17 protein-coding genes and 1 pseudogene are annotated in these 16,731 nt (G+C 60.3%); 4 read left to right on the forward strand and 14 right to left on the reverse strand.

All coding sequences use genetic code 11. The features are described from left to right. Positions 1 to 21 precede the first annotated feature (21 nt). Positions 22 to 270, forward strand: a pseudogene (locus QYH43_RS22940) (cell wall hydrolase); the annotation flags it as partial. A gap of 98 nt (positions 271 to 368) precedes the next feature. Here QYH43_RS22940 and QYH43_RS22945 read toward each other — a convergent pair. From QYH43_RS22945 to QYH43_RS22975, 7 genes are all read right to left on the reverse strand, one after another. Beyond that, positions 369 to 1,841 carry an aldehyde dehydrogenase family protein gene (locus tag QYH43_RS22945; RefSeq protein ID WP_095058514.1) on the reverse strand — a complete coding sequence of 491 codons (1,473 nt, stop codon included), beginning with the start codon at positions 1,839 to 1,841 and terminating at the stop codon, positions 369 to 371. Further along, positions 1,834 to 2,661 carry an ABC transporter permease gene (locus QYH43_RS22950; protein WP_095058515.1) on the reverse strand — a complete coding sequence of 276 codons (828 nt, stop codon included), beginning with the start codon at positions 2,659 to 2,661 and terminating at the stop codon, positions 1,834 to 1,836. The genes QYH43_RS22945 and QYH43_RS22950 overlap by 8 nt, the downstream gene beginning before the upstream one ends. A 1-nt stretch (position 2,662) precedes the next feature. Further along, positions 2,663 to 3,580, reverse strand: a complete 918-nt coding sequence (locus tag QYH43_RS22955; RefSeq protein WP_060541937.1) for an ABC transporter permease — start codon at positions 3,578 to 3,580, stop codon at positions 2,663 to 2,665. 31 nt (positions 3,581 to 3,611) lie between these two features. Further along, complete coding sequence (locus tag QYH43_RS22960) at positions 3,612 to 4,754, reverse strand: PotD/PotF family extracellular solute-binding protein (protein WP_095058516.1); 1,143 nt, start codon at positions 4,752 to 4,754, stop codon at positions 3,612 to 3,614. A 39-nt stretch (positions 4,755 to 4,793) separates the two neighbouring features. Next, positions 4,794 to 5,909, reverse strand: a complete 1,116-nt coding sequence (locus tag QYH43_RS22965; RefSeq protein WP_095058517.1) for an ABC transporter ATP-binding protein — start codon at positions 5,907 to 5,909, stop codon at positions 4,794 to 4,796. Positions 5,910 to 6,011: 102 nt separating this feature from the next. Then, positions 6,012 to 6,428 carry an RES family NAD+ phosphorylase gene (locus tag QYH43_RS22970; RefSeq protein ID WP_095058518.1) on the reverse strand — a complete coding sequence of 139 codons (417 nt, stop codon included), beginning with the start codon at positions 6,426 to 6,428 and terminating at the stop codon, positions 6,012 to 6,014. Continuing rightward, the gene (locus tag QYH43_RS22975) at positions 6,425 to 6,802 is read right to left on the reverse strand and encodes an antitoxin Xre/MbcA/ParS toxin-binding domain-containing protein (protein ID WP_095058571.1); all 378 of its coding nucleotides are present in this window, start codon (positions 6,800 to 6,802) and stop codon (positions 6,425 to 6,427) included. The genes QYH43_RS22970 and QYH43_RS22975 overlap by 4 nt, the downstream gene beginning before the upstream one ends. A gap of 516 nt (positions 6,803 to 7,318) precedes the next feature. On the opposite strand from QYH43_RS22975, the gene QYH43_RS22980 reads away from it, so the two are divergent. After that, positions 7,319 to 7,690, forward strand: a complete 372-nt coding sequence (locus QYH43_RS22980; RefSeq protein WP_095058519.1) for a DUF6124 family protein — start codon at positions 7,319 to 7,321, stop codon at positions 7,688 to 7,690. A gap of 116 nt (positions 7,691 to 7,806) precedes the next feature. Here the strand turns inward: QYH43_RS22980 and QYH43_RS22985 are convergent, their stop codons facing one another. Then, positions 7,807 to 8,610, reverse strand: a complete 804-nt coding sequence (locus QYH43_RS22985; protein ID WP_095058520.1) for a response regulator transcription factor — start codon at positions 8,608 to 8,610, stop codon at positions 7,807 to 7,809. Positions 8,611 to 8,783: 173 nt separating this feature from the next. Then, positions 8,784 to 10,013, reverse strand: a complete 1,230-nt coding sequence (locus tag QYH43_RS22990; protein WP_095058521.1) for an MFS transporter — start codon at positions 10,011 to 10,013, stop codon at positions 8,784 to 8,786. Positions 10,014 to 10,134: 121 nt separating this feature from the next. Between QYH43_RS22990 and QYH43_RS22995 the strand changes: the two genes are divergently transcribed. Beyond that, on the forward strand, positions 10,135 to 10,905 hold the full coding sequence (locus QYH43_RS22995; protein ID WP_256580342.1) for a helix-turn-helix domain-containing protein: 771 nt from the start codon (positions 10,135 to 10,137) through the stop codon (positions 10,903 to 10,905). 42 nt (positions 10,906 to 10,947) lie between these two features. Here QYH43_RS22995 and phnX read toward each other — a convergent pair whose 3' ends face one another. From phnX to psrA, 4 genes are all read right to left on the reverse strand, one after another. Further along, positions 10,948 to 11,775 (reverse strand): phosphonoacetaldehyde hydrolase, encoded by an 828-nt coding sequence (gene phnX / locus QYH43_RS23000; RefSeq protein WP_095058523.1) that lies wholly within the window; start codon positions 11,773 to 11,775, stop codon positions 10,948 to 10,950. An 86-nt stretch (positions 11,776 to 11,861) separates the two neighbouring features. After that, positions 11,862 to 12,734, reverse strand: a complete 873-nt coding sequence (locus QYH43_RS23005; protein WP_053160973.1) for a LysR substrate-binding domain-containing protein — start codon at positions 12,732 to 12,734, stop codon at positions 11,862 to 11,864. A 54-nt stretch (positions 12,735 to 12,788) separates the two neighbouring features. Further along, the gene (locus QYH43_RS23010; RefSeq protein WP_301158192.1) at positions 12,789 to 14,084 is read right to left on the reverse strand and encodes an MFS transporter; all 1,296 of its coding nucleotides are present in this window, start codon (positions 14,082 to 14,084) and stop codon (positions 12,789 to 12,791) included. 128 nt (positions 14,085 to 14,212) lie between these two features. Then, positions 14,213 to 15,304: an iron-containing alcohol dehydrogenase PsrA gene (gene psrA, locus QYH43_RS23015; RefSeq protein ID WP_095058525.1), complete on the reverse strand. Its 1,092-nt coding sequence runs from the start codon at positions 15,302 to 15,304 to the stop codon at positions 14,213 to 14,215. A gap of 270 nt (positions 15,305 to 15,574) precedes the next feature. On the opposite strand from psrA, the gene QYH43_RS23020 reads away from it, so the two are divergent. Beyond that, entirely contained in the window at positions 15,575 to 16,198 is a 624-nt protein-coding gene (locus QYH43_RS23020; RefSeq protein ID WP_095058526.1) for an NIPSNAP family protein, read from the forward strand. A 4-nt stretch (positions 16,199 to 16,202) separates the two neighbouring features. On the opposite strand, the gene QYH43_RS23025 is transcribed toward QYH43_RS23020, so the two are convergent. Next, a complete protein-coding gene (locus QYH43_RS23025) occupies positions 16,203 to 16,706 on the reverse strand; it encodes a PaaI family thioesterase (protein ID WP_095058527.1) in 504 nt (167 codons plus the stop codon). Between the last annotated feature and the right edge of the window lie 25 nt (positions 16,707 to 16,731).

Consider the following 16,731-nt stretch of genomic DNA (forward strand, 5'->3'; position numbering starts at 1 on the left):
GCTCGCCAGTCCTGTACTTGCCAAACCAAAAATTGCCAGTTCTCCTGGTGGTGCGATGGGCGCTCCGACTCGGTACAGGAAGAGGTGCCTTACGCGATGGCCAAGGAAATCGCGCGCAAGGCGCTGAACAAGCAACTGCCGGATCGCACAAAAGGCGCGCTGTACTTTCATGACCGCACGGTGAAGCCGGATTGGGCCAGGAAATACACCAACACCGCGAACATCGGTTTGTTCAAGTTTTACAAGCCAAAGGGCGGGGATGCGAAGTAGTACTGTTCGACGGACTCGTTGACCCGGCTCATGGCATACCTCCGGGTCAAGTGTCAGGGGCGTTGGCCTTCAGGTGCCGCGGCCCACACTTGACCTGTTTACTTCAAATACCACCCCCACGGCTGGTCGCTGATGTACTCGGTCACCTGCTTGACCTCCAGGTAGTTGTGCAGCCCCCATTGCCCCAGTTCCCGGCCGATGCCGCTGTGTTTCATGCCGCCCCAAGGCGCTTCGACGAAGGTCGGTTGCGAGCAGTTGACCCAGACGATCCCGGCGCGCAGCTGGTTGGCGACGCGTGCAGTGCGCTGCAAATCCGCGCTCATCACTGCGCCGGCGAGGCCGAAGCGGCTGGCGTTGGCCATTTGCACCGCTTGTTCTTCGGTCTTGAAGCGCTTGATGCACAGCACCGGCCCGAACACTTCTTCACGCCACAAAATGCTGCTGTGGCCGGGTTCGTCGAAGATGGCCGGTTCGATGAAGTAACCCTCGGACAGATGCGCCGGTCGCCGCCCACCCGTGAGCAAACGGGCGCCACTGGCCAAGCCCTGATCGATGAAACCGAGCACCTTGTCGTACTGGCCCTGGCTCACCAGCGGACCCAGCAGCACACCGGGCTGCATGCCAGGACCAATGCTGATCTTGCGGGTTTCCTCAACCAACCGTTCGATCAGGCGCGGGGCGATGGATTCTTGAACCAGCAAGCGTGACGTGGCGCTGCACACCTGGCCCTGGTTCCAGAAAATCCCGAACAGAATCCATTCCACGGCGGCGTCGACATCGGCGTCATCGAACACAATGAAGGCCGACTTTCCGCCCAATTCCAGGCTGATGTTCTTGATGTCCCGCGCCGCCGCCGACATGATTTTCGCCCCGGTGGGCACGCTGCCGGTAAAGGCCAGTTTGTCCACGCCGGGGTGTTCGGTGAGCGGGCTGCCGGCTTCGGCGCCGAGGCCGGTGACGACGTTCAGCACCCCGGCGGGCAAGCCGATACGGTCGGCGGCGGCGGCCAGTTCCAGCGCAGTCAGCGGTGTCAGCTCCGACGGTTTCAACACCACGGTGGTACCGGCGGCCAATGCCGGCGCGACCTTCCAGGCGGCCATCAGCAGCGGGTAATTCCAGGGAATGATTTGCCCGGCGACGCCAATCGGTTCATGGCGGATGCGGCAGCGAAAACGCGCGTCCGGCAGGGCCAGCGGCTGGTCCTGTTGTTGGTCCAGGTCACGGGCCAAACCGGCGTAATAACGAAAGCAACCAATCGCATCGCCAATGTCCCACTGCGCTTCGGGCAAGGGCTTGCCGTTGTCACGCACTTCCAGTTCCGCCAGCGCCTGCTGGCCGCTTTCCAATTCATCGGCCAACGCTTCCAGCCACTGTGCGCGCTCGGCGCCGCGGGTCTGGCCCCAGCCATTGTCGAAGGCACGACGGGCCGCACGCACGGCATGGTCGACGTCTTCTTCAGTGCCTGCCGCGACCCGGTGGAACACCTGCTCGGTGGCCGGATCGATCACGTCCAGATAACCGCCCAGATCCGGGCTGACCCATTCGCCGTTGATGTAGAGCTGATCACGCATGGTTCGACTCCTGAACGCCGGTGCGGCGGTTTTGCAGATGGCGGGAAGTAAACAGCAGGGCCAGCGACACGCAGATGATCACCGTCGAAATGGCGTTGATCTCTGGCGTCACGCCACGGCGGATGGAAGAAAAGATGTAGATCGGCAACGTCGTTTCGGAACCGGCGACGAAAAACGCGATGATGAAATCGTCGAAGCTGAAGGTGAAGGCCAGCAGGAACCCGGCCATGATCGCCGGACTGATCTGCGGCAGCGTCACCCGCCAGAAGGTGTCCATCGGCGGAGCGTAGAGGTCCGCCGAGGCTTCGAGCAAGGCCTTGTCCAGCGAGTCGACGCGACTGCGCACGATCACCATCACCAGCGCCATGGTGAACAACGAATGCGCGGCGATCACCGTAAAGAACCCCATGTTCAGCTTCGGCACCGTCGGCAACCAACTCGCCAGCAACGGGTTGATCAGGTCGAACAGGCTGATGAAGGCGATCAACGTCGAGATGCCGATGACGATGCCGGGCACGATGATCGCGCAATAGGTCAACGCATCGAACAGCAGGCGCACTTTGGGGCCACAGCGCTGCAAGCCGAACACCGCCAGGGTGCCGAACAGCGTGGCGATCACCGCCGAGCTAAAGGCAATCAGCGCGCTGTTACCCAGGGCTTCCATGATGAACGGGTTGCCGAATGCGGTGCCGAACCATTGCACCGAGCAGCACTGGAACGCCAAACCACTGCGCCCGGCGTTGAAGCTGAACAGCACGATCAAGGCAATCGGCGCGTAGAGGAACAGGTACAGCGAGGTTGAATAGCTGCGCAGCCACATGTCACAGGCCTCCATCGGCAGGGCGGCCGCCGTAGCGCGCCACCAGTTTCAAGTACACGCCGATGATCAGCAGCATCATCGCCACCAACGTCATGGCCAGCGCACTGCCGAACGGCCAGTTGCGCGATTGCAGGAACAGGTCGACCAGCGCGTTGCCGACAAAGAACACCTTGCCGCCGCCGAGAATGGCCGGGATCAGGAACTCGCCCATTAACAGGATGAACACCAGCATCACCCCGGTGATGATCCCCGGCGCAGACAACGGCAAAGTGATGCGGCGAAAGCTTTCGAAGGCACTGGCGCCCAGGTCCGCCGAGGCTTCGAGCAGGCGCTTGTCGAGTTTTTCCAGGCTGACGTAAATCGGGAACACCATCAGCGGCAGGTAGCCATAGACGATGCCGATCAGCACCGCCCACGGCGTGTTGATCAACCGCACATCTTCAAGGCCCAAACTGGCCAGCAGCGCCGGAATGCCCTTGCCGCTGAGGATGAAAATCCAGGCGTAGGTGCGGATCAGGAAACTGGTCCAGAACGGCACAATCACCAACGTTAGCAACAGCGAGCGGTTCCTCGTGACCTTGACCGCCAGAAAATACGCCAGCGGATACGCCGCCACCAGGCACACCAGCGTGCCCAGTGGCGCCAGCATCAGCGTGTTGCTGAACGCCGCGCCGCGCGAGCCGAGGTTCAGGTAGTTGGCCAACGTGAAGCCACCGGCGTAACCGCCCACGGCACTGCGCTCGCCGAAACTGAAGACCAGAATGATCACCAGCGGCATCAACAACAGCAGCAGGAACCACAGGGTCGAAGGCAAGAGCATCAGCAGCGTGATGCGCCGGCCGAGGCTGCGCCGTTGGCGTACCTCGACCGACAGGGCGAGGCCCGGCTGCACCGTTTGCGGGTGGGCGGCGGCATTCATGGGTGACTCCTCATTGGCCATGGCTAGACGATCAGGCGGACTTGAAGCGCGCCATCAGTTCGGCACGCGCCGGGCTGGTCAGCGTCGCGGCGGCACCGAACTCCAACGGGCTCAGGGCCTCGGCGGCCGGGTACATGATCGGATCGTCGAGCATCGCCACAGGCAGCAGCGCATCGACACGCTTATCGCCGCTCGGGTAACCGTGGCTCAGCACTTCCAGCTTGTTGTGCTGCGGGTCGAGCAGGTAATTGATGAAGGCGTAGGCGGCGTCCTTGTGCTCCGAACTTTTCGGAATCGCGAAAAAGTCGCTCCACAACTCGCCACCTTCCTTGCCCAGTTCGAACTGCATTTGCGCGTTGTCGCGGTGCAGTTGCGAGGCATCGCCGGTCCACGACATCGCCAGCCAGGCATCGCCGCTGCGCATCGACGGCTGAATGTCGGAGTTGATCGCGAACAGGTGCGGCTTGACGTCGATCAGCAGTTTTTCCGCGTCGGCCAGTTCTTTAGGGTCCAGGGAGTTGAAGCTGTAGCCGAAGCTTTTCAGCGCGTTGCCGATGGCGGTCAACTGGTAATCGTGAACGATCGTGCGACCACTGGCCGGGCCTCGGGCGGCGGCCCAGAACTCCTTCCAGCTGGTGGGGCCGTTTTTCAGTTTGCCGGTGTCGTAGAGCATGCCGGTGGTGCCCCAGTTCTTCGGCACCGCGTAGACCTTGCCGTCTACGGTGCCCTGGGCCATGAATTTCTGCTGGAACGCCGAAGCGTCGAAATTGGGAATGCGCGACAGGTCCAGCGGCTCGATCAGCCCCAGGCCGACGTAGGTGCTGATGGTGTAGTTGGTCGGCACCAGCACGTCCCAGCCACTGCCACCGGCCTGCAATTTGGCGAGCATTTCTTCGTTGGAGCCGAACACACTCATCGACACCCGGGCGCCGGTGGTCTTGCTGAACGCGTCGAGGTTTTCCTGACTGTGGTAGTTCGGCCAGGTCGCCAGCGCCAGGCGATCCCCCAGTTTGCCTTGCTCGGCGGCCTCGGCGGTGGAAGTCAGCAGGCCGGGCATGTTGGTGGCGACCACGGCGGCGGCGATACCCAGGCCGGTGCGGCCAAGGAACTCGCGGCGGCTGATCGAGCCGTTCTGCCAGCTGCGCAGGGTTTTTATAAAAGTCTTCTGGTCCATAGCACGCTCCACATCCGGTTGATGAAACGAATCGATGATTTACAACGCCATGGCCAGGCCATTGGCGTGATCCCAGCCGACGCGCACTGCCGCGCCGTGTTCGAATGCATTGGCGCCGTGATCCTGCTGGCGCGGTACCCGCACGCAGACCACGCCGAAGGCCTGGGTGCGTACGCGGTATTCGGTGGAGTTGCCCAGGTAGATGCGGTCCTCGACGGACCCTTGCAGCTTCACTTCCCGGGTCATTTCGGCGTTGGCGCTGGCGATGCTGATCAACTCCGGGCGCACGGCGATGCAACCCGCGGCATTAGCGCTCAGGCCTTTGCCGGTGGGCGTCAGTGGGCTGGTCAGTTCCAGCCCTTGCTCGGTGCGCAGGACGACGGAGTTGCCGTTTAGCTGGCGCACGGTGCCGTCGAACAGGTTGGATTCGCCGATAAAGTCAGCCACGTAGCGACTGGCCGGGGCTTCGTAGAGTTGTTCCGGCGTGGCGGTCTGGATGATCGAGCCGTTGTGCATCACGCTAATACTGTCGCTCATCGACAGGGCTTCTTCCTGGTCGTGGGTAACCAGCACGAAGGTGATGCCGACCTCGCGTTGCAGGCGCAGCAGTTCCGATTGCATCTCCTTGCGCAGCTTGCGATCCAGCGCGGCCAGCGGCTCGTCGAGCAGCAACACGGTCGGCTTGTTGACCAAAGCGCGGGCGAGGGCGACACGCTGTTGCTGGCCGCCGGACAGTTCACTCGGCTTACGCTGGCCAAAGCCACTGAGGCGCACCATCTCCAACGCTTCATCAGCCATGCGCAGTTGCTGTTTTTTGTCCGGACGTGGATTGCGATAACGCAGGCCGTAGGCAATGTTTTGTGCCACGGTCAGATGCGGAAACAGCGCGTAATGCTGGAACACCATATTCACCGGTCGCTCGAACGCCGGCACACCGGCCACGCTTTTACCGGCCAAACGGACTTCGCCGCTGGTGGGTTGTTCGAAACCGGCAATCATGCGCAGGGTAGTGGTCTTGCCACAGCCCGAACCACCCAGGAAGGAATGAAACGAACCACGCCGCACCGCAAAATCCAGACCGCTGACGGCCTGTACCTCGCCATAGCGTTTGACCACATTGCAGAATTCGATATCGCTTGGCGGGGTGTCGTTCACGGTCAGGCTCCCTTGCAGTGATCAATCAGTGCGTCGGGGACCAAATTAGCAATCGGGGTTTTGCGGTGTATATATCCCTTGGGGGATAGGAAGAGCACTTGGCTATTTGAGCAACCGAGTGTCCAGCCCAAAGCGCTCCTGCGAAACAAGCTTGAAATGATTCGCGGCCAGATCACAACTCACCAGCAGGTTCCACGAACGGCGTGTAACCGCAGACGGAATGAGCCAGTTTGGGTTTGGCACATCTTCGGGTTGAACAACTTTTATGAAATTCGAATCCATTACTTCGAAACATGTCTGCACATGAGGGACGCTATCCAGCGTACCGAAGCCGGTGTGGGTGGCCACTTCCAGAATGGCAGTCGCCGGGTCGGCCGAAGCGTAAATTACCCGGCGGCCGGGAGGATTCCATCGGCCCCCGGATTGTTGTGCGCCTATGCCACTGCTCCATGTGTCCTTGAAGACTTCACGGTCAAGGCGCCAAGCGTGCCAAGTCCCATCCCAGGGCAAAGGATTCATTGATAAACCCCGTGTTCAATCCGGGTCAAATAGTCGTCTACCACCTGGAAGCCCAGTGGGTTGTCGATCAATTCCAGTGGCGTATGCCCCTCCAGGTACTTGCACGGTTTCTGCAGCCAGTTCTCAGCCAACTGTAGATTGCCAAACACATTGGTGGCGTGCTCCAGCGATTGAGCATATTGATAGGCGATTGTGCTTTGTTGCTGGTTCAGTCGCACCGGTTCTGTCTCCTTTGCCAAGCGTTGTACTGTCCTGACGGACTTCCCTGTGATGCGCTCGACAAGGCCGTGCCCCATGTACAGTTCCGAAGCAGAAAGCATCTCCCTCACGTCGCTCAGATCGAAGCCTTCTTGCGTGTATTTGATGATCAACATGCGCGTGTCACCCTTCACCAGCACTAGGCTAGCCAATCGTTCCTACCTGCCTGGAACAGCTACATTAACCTTCGAACTTCCGACGGCAAACCCTAAAAACATGTCGGAAATTTCCCGTGCTTTCATCGCTTTTTAAACGCCAAAAGGGCAGTCCAGTCGGGTGTATAAGCGTTGGCGTTTATTTGCCGTCAGCGTTACTTCATGAAAGCTACAGCGCCTTGCGTCATTGCCTACAGGTACGCCAGAATCCGCCGGCTTGTGCGCCTGGTGCCCGGGTTTTATCGTTTGCTCGCCGCTGTAAAAAAACAGCGATCGGGTTTGGTAGACCCGTAGCATTGGCGCATAGCGTCACCTTTAATCGTCCTTTTTTGGACGGAATTTTATGGTGGCCATGCGCAGGGCTCCTCCGGGGGCGCCGGTTCCAATGCCCGGTCTACCAACCTTCGTATGGTCGCCACCCTTCGTTTGGTAGCGAGGTGGTGATGGCTCCTTTTCGATAGCATTGGAGTTTCATCTATGTTCAAACCAACACCGAATCCCGCGGACGCAGATCCGACATCGCAATCCGAAAACCCCGATCAAAAGCAATACGACGAGGACGTCAAGCGCGCCCTGGAGTTCTACTTCAATCCTGCCGCCCACGCCGCGTTCATCAAAGCCACACCCAGACGACTCGACGATATGTTCATCGTCAACCCGCAAGTCGATATGGAAACCCTGCTCGGTCATGCTTGCGAGTCACTGGCATCGGCCAATGTCATGGCCATGGATCTGGCGGATCATCTGGAGGGGACCAGTCGCAACTCACTGCTGGGCATTGCCCAGGTCATCATGCTCGGCGAACTGGCGGTGAACCGGGCGCTGGATCAACTCGAACCAACGAACTAATCGCTATCCCCTGTAGGAGCTGCCGCAGGCTGCGATCTTTTGACCTTGATCTTAGGCGTTCGAGGGCAAAACAAAATCAAAAGATCGCAGCCTGCGGTGAGGTGTTGTGCGTTTTTTCAGGCTTGCAACGGCTCCTCCGTCAACTCCCGAATAAACAACCCCAGCAACTCCGACTGGCTGCCAATCCCCAGCTTGGCGTAGATGTTCTTGCGGTGGATTTTCACCGTGCCGGGGCTGATGTTCAATTGTTCGGCCACCGAAGCGCTGGAGTGACCGCGCAACAACAGCTGAACGATTTCCTGCTCACGTCCGGTAAGGATGTGCGCGCCAAAATGGTCGAAGGCTTCGCGGATCTTGAAGTCCAGGTCCTGTGCAGGTCGCGGTTGCTGGGCCTGACGCAAGCGCCAGGCTTCATTGATGACCTGCTCGACCACCGCTTGTGCGCACTCGACCAACTGCATTTCGTCCCGGCTGAACGCACAGCTGGCGCTCGATCGCATCAACGACAAAACCGCTGTGGCACCCTCGCCGAGGTCGACGAAAAACGCCACTTCCTCGGCCAGACCCGTCTGCTGGTAATAGGTCAGGAAGTATTCGCCGAGGTAGAAGTGGTCGGGCGCGAACTGACGCAGACGCCACAGCCCTGGCGCCTGGCCGCGGGTGCAGGCCAGGTAGAACGGATCGAGCAGATAAGGGCCGCACTGATAGTCATCGACATACACCGCACGCTTGTCCGCCGAGAAGGTATCGAACAACGCCAGTGGCCGGTGATTGCCTTCGTAGACAAACAACACGAAATGATCGACCGGGCAGATTTGCCGTAACCAGTGGCTCAATCCCGCCAGCCGCGCATGCCCGGCAGGCAGGTCGAGCAAGTGGGCGACACCGGTGGTCCAGAGTTTGAGTTCCTTGGGGCGCATGGCAACTACAGGCAGAAGAGGATGGCCAATGGATGCACAAAGTACGCCATGGTGGTGTTGCCCGTGCGCAGTGGGGCGGGTGGCGGTGCGTCGTGGAAAAGACGCACCGCAACAGGGCCGGGTGTTACCGAGTGCTACAGATCGGGTATCAAAACTGATCGGGTGCAGACCATTCACGCACCCGACGGGCGTTGTGCAGTAGACGGCAACAGAATCGTCAGTATCCCCAGCAACGGCAGGAAAGAACACAGGGTGTAGACATATTCGATGCCATGACTATCCGCCAGATACCCGAGCAGCGCCGCACCGATCCCGCCGAAACCGAACATCAAACCGAAAAACACCCCGGCGATCATGCCGACGTTGCCCGGTACCAGTTCCTGGGCAAAGACCACGATGGCCGAGAACGCCGAGGCGAGGATGAAGCCGATGATCATGCTCAGCACGCCGGTCCAGAACAGGTCGACGTAGGGCAGGGCGAGGGTGAAGGGCGCGGCGCCGAGGATCGAGAACCAGATCACTCGCTTGCGGCCGATCCGGTCGCCAATCGGGCCGCCAAAGAAAGTCCCCGCTGCAACGGCACCGAGAAACAGGAACAGGTACAGCTGTGAACTGGCCACCGAGAGGTCGAATTTCTCGATCAGGTAGAAGGTGAAGTAGCTGGTGAAGCTGGCCATGTAGAAGTATTTGGAAAACACCAGCAGCGCCAGCACCACCAAGGCGAAGGTGACCCGGCGTTTTGACAGGCCGTGGGTGGCCTGGCTACCTTGCTTGAGCTTGAACAGGTTGAGGTGGTTGCGATACCAGCGACTGAGTCCGTATTGCACGAAGATGGCGAACACCGCGAACAGGCCGAACCAGGCAACGTTGCCCTGGCCGTAGGGAATGATGATCGCCGCGGCCAGCAGCGGACCGAAAGCACTGCCGGCGTTGCCACCGACCTGGAACGTCGATTGCGCCAAACCGTAGCGACCGCCGGAAGCCAATCGCGCAACCCGTGAAGTCTCCGGGTGAAAGGTCGACGAGCCAACGCCGACCAGTGCCGAAGCGACCAGAATCGCCGGGAAGCTGCCGACCATCGACAACATCAGAATACCGATCAACGTGCAGACCATCCCCGCGGGCAATAGCCACGGTTTTGGGTGGCGGTCGGTGTGGAAACCGATCCACGGTTGCAGCAGCGAAGCGGTGAGCTGGAAGGTCAGGGTAATCAGCCCGACCTGGGTGAACGTCAGGCCGTAGTTGGCCTTGAGCATCGGGTAGATCGATGGCAGCACGGCCTGGATCAAGTCGTTGATCAGGTGCGCCAACGCGCAAGCGCCGACAACGCGCATGACCAAGGGACTCGCTTGTGCAGCCACCGAGGCGTTGGGCGAGGGTGAACTAAGGGTGGTGGTCGACATGGGTGATCTTCCAGATAAGTCGCGAGCAGCGCAGCCAATTTCAGGGTTCGGCGTTATCCTAGGGGCCTTGAAATCGCCCGTCTCGCGCAACTCGGGCGTCGACCATCGCAAAAAGGGCGTCATGAAGCCACTGGATAAATTTCTCGCGGATATCGACCAGGGTGACTGGGACGTTCGCAGCAGCGCGACCGATTACCCGGAAAACTGGTTTATCCCGCCGCACTCCCACGAGAAGCATCAACTGATCTACGCCATCGAAGGCGTGATGGTGGTGCACTCCGCAAGCAGCCAATGGACCGTGCCGCCGAGCCGGGGCATCTGGATGCCGTGTGGGCAGATGCACTCGATTCGCTGTGTCGGGCCATTGAAAATGCGCAGTGTCTTTGTGCGCCCGGAAGCGGGGTTGAATCTGCCCGAAGAAGCCCGGGCCGTGAGTGTTTCTGCACTGCTGAGCGAGCTGATCAAGGTCTCGGTGGATTTCGACTTCAGCGGCGAACCGGACGCACGAGAGGCCCGCGTGCTACGCCTGATCCTAGATGAACTGACGATCTTGCCGACCTTGCCACTGAACCTGCCGCAGCCAACCGACCCACGTATCAACCAGATCTGTACCGCGTTGCAGCGTGATCCTGGAGATGGTTCGACCCTGGCCGACTGGAGCGCCCGCCTGAGCCTCGACGAAAAAACCATCCAGCGTCGCTTCCGCAAGGAAACCGGTATGACCTTCGGCCAGTGGCGCCAGCAATCGCGGTTGCTGTTGGCTCTGGAACGCATCGCCGTCGGGGAGAAGATCATCGACATCGCCGGGGAGCTGGGCTACGACAGCCCGAGTGCGTTCACGACCATGTTCAAGAAACAATTCGGCAAGACGCCGAGTGATTTTTTCAAGTGATGGCGACCGTCCGTGGGACGGCCGCTTGGCGCCGGGATCGGGTCAGGATCCTTGCGGCGTTTCACCCCGCATCAGACGGGCATTGATGTCTTCGATCACTGCCGGCAGATCGACGATGGTGTCGATCAAATAGTGTGGGCGGGAGCCTTCGAACATCTTGACGATACGTGCCCGCTCGCTGTCGAGCCGGTCAGAAGGCAGGGCCTTGAATTGATCGTAGGTCAAGCCCAGCGCATTGCCGGAGCAGGTCAGCGCGACCGTCCACATCCCGGCGGCCCGGCCTTCTAGAATGCCAGGCCAGGTGTCGTCGACCTTCACGCACGCGGCCACATCGCTGATCCCCAAGGCAATTACGTTGGCCAAGGCCTGGGCCGGGTAGGGGCGGCCGTTCGGCACTTCGTCGGTGGCGACGACGTGGTCGGCGACGTAGCCGTTATGCCGCGCCAGCTCCACCACTTTCTCCATGACAACGGCCGGGTAACCGGAGCAGGAACCGATCTTCAGGCCTTTGTCGCGCAACGCGTCGATGGCGTTCAGGGCACCAGGAATCAGTGCCGAGTGCAGGGCAATTTTCTCGATCTGCAGCGGCATGAATCGTTCATACAGTGCGGTGACATCGTCATCGGTTGGCAGGCGATCAAAGGCTGCGCGGTAGCGTTCGGCAATTTGCGGCTGATTGCACAGGGTACGGATGTGATCCCACTTGCCCATGCCCATCGGCCCCCGCGCTTCTTCAAGGGAAACCGCGACGCCGAACTCGGCAAACGCTTCGACGAAAATCTGCGTCGGGGCAAAGGAGCCGAAATCGACGACGGTGCCGGCCCAGTCCAGGACCACGGCTTGCAGTTGGGTCGGTTGTTGGTAATTCATGGTGATTCTCCATTTTTTGTTGTGGGCAGGCCGTCCCTCTCGAGATCGAGAAGTAGGCCTATGGATTGCTCAAGGGTGAGGCGAAATCAGGTGGCCGGTGTGGGGCTTGCGTCGAACAGCTCCGCAATCATTGGCCGGTTTCGGCGGATACCCAGACAGCACAAGTGGTAGTCGATGGAAAACGGGTGATTGACGAAGGTGATGGGCCGGGTACCCGGTGTTTCGGTGTACTCGACAGCCGAAACGAAACCGATCCCGATGCCTTTGGCGATGGCATGCACAATGGCTTCGCGGCTGTTCAACTGCATGACGCAGTTCAGGGCGACGCCCAGTTGCTTGCAGCTTTCTTCTACCAATTGGCGGGTGCGAGAACTTTTTTCCCGCATGACCCATTTCTCTTCGCTGATCTGCTCGACGTGCACTTCCTTCTGCCGGGCCCAGGGATGGTCCTCGCGCACCACGGCAATGATCGGGTAGCGCCGGTAAAGCTGCGTGTCGAAGCGTTGGTCGAATTCGGACAACGCCAGGATCGCCACATCGATATCGAAGTTGAACAGGCGATCCAGGGTCTCCTTTTCAGGGGAGAACGAGGTTTCCAGTTCGATGTCCGGATGCCGCTGCATCAGCTCGTAGGTCAGGTTCATCGCAATCGGCGGCGAGACGGCGCCGAGGCGCAGCATGCCGGTCTTGCGTTGCTTGAAACTTTGCAGCAATTGCACGGCTTCATCCTCCTGGCCGAACAGGCCCTGGGTGATCGCATAGAGCTGGTGTCCGGCGGCACTCATTTCGATAAAGCGGCCGCGGCGGTGGAACAGTTCCACGGAAAACTTCTTCTCCAGGGCATTGACCTGCTCACTGACCGTGGGCTGGCCGACGCTCAAATACTCGGCGGCGAGGGTGAAGCTGCCGGTCTTCGCCACGGCATGAAATGAACGTAGCCACTTGTGGTACTGGTACATAGACGATCCTGTTCCTGAGCCGCTGCCATTGATTCAATCTGTCCGGCCGGGCAATCAACGCCTGATAAACAGCGCCACCGACGCGCTGCAAAGACAGGCCGCGGTGACCACGATGAAGATCAGCGACGTGTTGCCGGTACTGTCGAGCATACTGCCGATCAGCGGTTCCGCCAGGCCGGCGAACAGATAGGACGAGAAGTTCATCACACCGGTCGCCGTACCTGCGCGTTTGGCACCCACCAGGTCCGGGCATAGCGCCCAGAAGCTGGAGGCGGGGCCGTACACGAAGAAGCCGCAGAGAAACAACGCCACCAGGCCGGTCGCGCTGTGCGGCGCCAGGGTCCACATCCACAAGCTGGTCGCTGCACCGAGGAACATGTAAAGCATGATCGCCAGATAGCGTCTGGCGCCGAACAGTTTGTCCGAGATCCAGCCATTGCTCAGTGCGCCGATGGCCATGCCGACGGGAAGGGCCACGGTGATCCACTTCGGATCGATCATGCTGTCGCCGGTCTTCCAGTTGGCGCCCAGAAAGTGCACCGGCACCCAGACGATCAAACCATAGCGGGCAGCGTTCTGAAACCCGAGGGACACGGCAGCAATGATCAGGCGGAAGTTCTTCAGGACGGCTTTGTAGCGTTGCGCCGACGTTTCGACTTCACCGTGGGCCACCTCGTGATTCTTGTCCTCGGCATTGGCCACGCCCGTGTCGGCAAGCGGTTCGAAACCCAGGTCCTGCGGACGCTCCCGAGCCACGAAGTAGAAGATGATGCCGCCGGCGAGCATGAGTAGCACGGGCAAGCGGAAGATCCAGCGCCATTCCAGGTGCATCACTTCCAGCACGACGATGGAGGTCACGTAAGACAGGACAGAGGCACACCCGGCCGCGAACACATAAAAGCCGTACACCTTGCCGCGTTCACCTGCGCTCCACCAGTTGGAGATCAGTCGACTGCCCGGCGCCCAGCCCAATGCCTGGAAGTAGCCGTTGATGCCCCAAGGCAAAATCAACGCGGCAAAGTTGCTGGCGAAACTCGTCACCCAGTTGGCGCCGCAGGACAGCACTGCGCCCACGGTCATGATGCGTCGGCCACCGAATTTGTCGGCGAGGTTGCCGTTGATGGCCTGGCCAATCGCGTAGGCCCAAAGCATGGCGGCCGATACCCAGCCAAGGTGCTCTTTGGTAAAACCGAACTCGGCCTGGATACCCGGAATGGCGAAACCGAACGTTTGCCGCCCGGTGTAGAAAAACAGATAGCAAAACATCGCTGCCAGCAACATGCGCCACTGGGCGACACGGAACGACGCGGTGTGTACGGCAAGACCTGGCAAGGTTTGGGCACGATTCATGATCTTTTCCTTATTCTTGTTCGGTCCCTCCGTGTGGTAACGGAGGGTGCACTCTTTTTCAGGTGCGGCAGGAAATCGTCGCGGCTCGTAACGCCGCTGGCAGTGTAGTGATTTATGAGCGGTGAAACCTAGGCCGCGCGTGAACCGATGAAGTTCTTGCCGCGGGCACCCTGCAGGGCGAAATCGATCATGGCTTCGGCTTCGTCGGCCGTTACGCCGTAGTCGGCGAACTCGGTTTTGACATCGAGGCTGTGCAGGAAGGCGCGCAACCGGGACTGGGCCTGGTCCAGGTCCGGTCCGAAAACCCGTTGCAGGGTTTTGTCACGCGTTGCGTCGTGGCCCCAGGCAAGGCCCAAAACCAGCGGCAGGGTGAAGGAACACGCAATGCCGTGGGGCAAGCCGTAGCGCAAGGTCATCTCATAGGAAATGGAATGGGCCAGTGCAGTCTTGGTGTTGGAGAACGCCAGCCCGGCCTTGAGTGCCGCCAGGGCCATTCTTGAGCGCAGTTCCTGATTGGACAGGTCCTGCCGCAGCAACGGCAGGCATTCTAGGATGTCTTCGATGGCCGAGATGGCGAAGGTGTCGGAAATCGGGTTGGCGTTAATGTTCCAGATCGATTCCAGCGCATGGGACAGGGCGTCCAGGCCCGTGGAGACGGTGACGCCGCCCGGAACCGTGAGCATCAATTGCGGATCGATGATGGCGACACTTGGCCAGGTGCAGTCCAGGTGCAGCGAGTACTTCTTGTGATTGGCCGCGTCCCAGATCGTCGCCCAGGGCGTGACCTCACTGCCCGTGCCCGCGGTGGTCGGGGCGGCGATCAGCTGTTTACTGCGAACCGGAACGAAGGGTTTGCCGCTTGCCAGCAATGCCAGCAGCTCATCGAAACGACCTGACTCGGTGCCGACAATCAGCGCCTTCGCCGTGTCGATGGCGCTGCCGCCACCGACGGCAATCACGGCGTGGCACTCGCCGGCTTCTTTCCAGAAACGTTCATAGGTCTCACGCAGTTGCGCGACATCGGGATTGGGCTGGACGTCTTCGATCACATAGACCAGTCGGTCGCCCAGAAGCGCTTGAAGGCGATCCACCAGCCCCAGGCCTCGGGCTTCGGGAAAGGTCACAACGGCAACGCTCTGGTTCTCAGTGATGGCGGCAAGCTCTTGCAGGCTGCCCCAGCCGAAACGGGTATCCACTGGATTGTGAAATCGGGCGGTCATGGCGGGTCCTTTGTTTTTGTTGTTGGAAGTGACGCCATGCTCGCGGTCTGCGCACTGCTGCACAAATCGATAATTCGCAGGTTTGAATCGGCTGAGCCGATAACAGCGGGTATGAAGGAAGGCGCTCTCGATCGTTGTAAAGAAACTACCTAGCGCCCTGCGGCAATCACCATGACCGATGGTGGTTGCCTCAATATTTTGCCTGTGGGGTCTGGCATACGCTGTGCGCCAAGGGAGGCCCGCACGGGCTGACAATCGCCGGAGCGTGGTATGCGTTTTTTTGAACTGATCACTTTGACCGTGCGGGTGCGCACGGTGGCCGATGCACTGGTGCGCATCGAAACTGCGTTGGCGAAGCCAGAAGTCGGTGGGGCGTTGATGGGCTGCTGGGCGTCGGAGATCGGCCAGTTGAACCAGATCACCGTACTGCGCGGCTATGAAGACGAAAGCCTGCGGCAGGCCGAGCGTGAGCGCTTCCTGTTGGGCGGCGAAGTGTTCGGTGTCGGCGAGCTCATCACCGATCTGCGCATCGAGAATTACACGCTGTTTCCTTTCCTCAAACCCTTGCACGCCGGGCAGCATGGCCCGTTCTACGAAATGCGTGTCTATGACCTGATCAGCAGCGGCCTCAAGCCCACGCTCGACGGTTGGAGCAAAGCCATCGAAGCGCGCACCGCCGAACAGTACTCACCGGTGTATGCGGCGTTTTACGCCACTGATGGTTCGCTGCCACGTTATCTGCACATCTGGCCGTGGGCCACGCTGGAAGAGCGCCTGCAAGTACGGACCCAAGCCGTTGCCGACGGCGTCTGGCCGCCGGAAAACTCCGGTCCGCAATTGCAGGACATGTGTTCGACGATCTATCTGCCGGCGAAATTTTCACCGTTGCAATGATCGGTCAGCTGGCGTCCCGGCCGTGAGCGGCGGCCGCCAGTTGTTCGGTGTCTACGCGCACAAATGTCGAATCACCAATGGCGGTCAGCACTTCACCGGCGTAGACCTCGCAGACGACACGGGTTTTGCGTCCGACCTCGCCTTCGACTTTGGCGCGCAGGGTCAGCGGCAAACCCATGGGTGTCGGTTTGATGAACTTGATGCCCAGGTTGCCGGTGACGCAATTGATCCGCGGCAGGCTGGCGGCATCCCGCTGTTCGGCGCGGTAGTGGTACGCCATCGCCGTCCAGTTGGAGTGGCAGTCGACCAGCATCGCGATCAGGCCGCCGTACACCAGGTCCGGCCAGCCGCAATATCGGGCGTCCGGTACGTGCTCGGCCATGACGTGCACGCCGTCTTCGTGCCAAAAGCTCTTGATGTGCAGCCCGTGCGGATTGTCGGGGCCGCAGCCATAACAAACGCCATCGGGTGCGGCGGTGTCTTGCAGGGAGGTGTCGTGCCGGGACATACCTTGATCATCCTTTGAAATGTGA

It is taken from the genome of Pseudomonas sp. C32 (genome assembly GCF_030417915.1).
Taxonomy (GTDB): Bacteria; Pseudomonadota; Gammaproteobacteria; order Pseudomonadales; family Pseudomonadaceae; genus Aquipseudomonas.

Bases quoted from the DNA above. Each gene is read 5' to 3' on its own strand.
- QYH43_RS22980 (WP_095058519.1), top strand. From the start codon at position 7,319: ATGTTCAAACCAACACCGAATCCCGCGGACGCAGATCCGACATCGCAA.
- QYH43_RS22950 (WP_095058515.1), bottom strand. From the start codon at position 2,661: ATGTGGCTGCGCAGCTATTCAACCTCGCTGTACCTGTTCCTCTACGCG.
- QYH43_RS22985 (WP_095058520.1), bottom strand. From the start codon at position 8,610: ATGCGCCCCAAGGAACTCAAACTCTGGACCACCGGTGTCGCCCACTTG.
- psrA (WP_095058525.1), bottom strand. From the start codon at position 15,304: ATGACCGCCCGATTTCACAATCCAGTGGATACCCGTTTCGGCTGGGGC.
- QYH43_RS23005 (WP_053160973.1), bottom strand. From the start codon at position 12,734: ATGTACCAGTACCACAAGTGGCTACGTTCATTTCATGCCGTGGCGAAG.
- QYH43_RS23010 (WP_301158192.1), bottom strand. From the start codon at position 14,084: ATGAATCGTGCCCAAACCTTGCCAGGTCTTGCCGTACACACCGCGTCG.
- QYH43_RS22990 (WP_095058521.1), bottom strand. From the start codon at position 10,013: ATGTCGACCACCACCCTTAGTTCACCCTCGCCCAACGCCTCGGTGGCT.
- QYH43_RS23025 (WP_095058527.1), bottom strand. From the start codon at position 16,706: ATGTCCCGGCACGACACCTCCCTGCAAGACACCGCCGCACCCGATGGC.
- QYH43_RS22970 (WP_095058518.1), bottom strand. From the start codon at position 6,428: ATGAATCCTTTGCCCTGGGATGGGACTTGGCACGCTTGGCGCCTTGAC.
- QYH43_RS22955 (WP_060541937.1), bottom strand. From the start codon at position 3,580: ATGAATGCCGCCGCCCACCCGCAAACGGTGCAGCCGGGCCTCGCCCTG.
- QYH43_RS22995 (WP_256580342.1), top strand. From the start codon at position 10,135: ATGAAGCCACTGGATAAATTTCTCGCGGATATCGACCAGGGTGACTGG.
- phnX (WP_095058523.1), bottom strand. From the start codon at position 11,775: ATGAATTACCAACAACCGACCCAACTGCAAGCCGTGGTCCTGGACTGG.
- QYH43_RS22945 (WP_095058514.1), bottom strand. From the start codon at position 1,841: ATGCGTGATCAGCTCTACATCAACGGCGAATGGGTCAGCCCGGATCTG.
- QYH43_RS22960 (WP_095058516.1), bottom strand. From the start codon at position 4,754: ATGGACCAGAAGACTTTTATAAAAACCCTGCGCAGCTGGCAGAACGGC.
- QYH43_RS22975 (WP_095058571.1), bottom strand. From the start codon at position 6,802: ATGTTGATCATCAAATACACGCAAGAAGGCTTCGATCTGAGCGACGTG.
- QYH43_RS23020 (WP_095058526.1), top strand. From the start codon at position 15,575: ATGCGTTTTTTTGAACTGATCACTTTGACCGTGCGGGTGCGCACGGTG.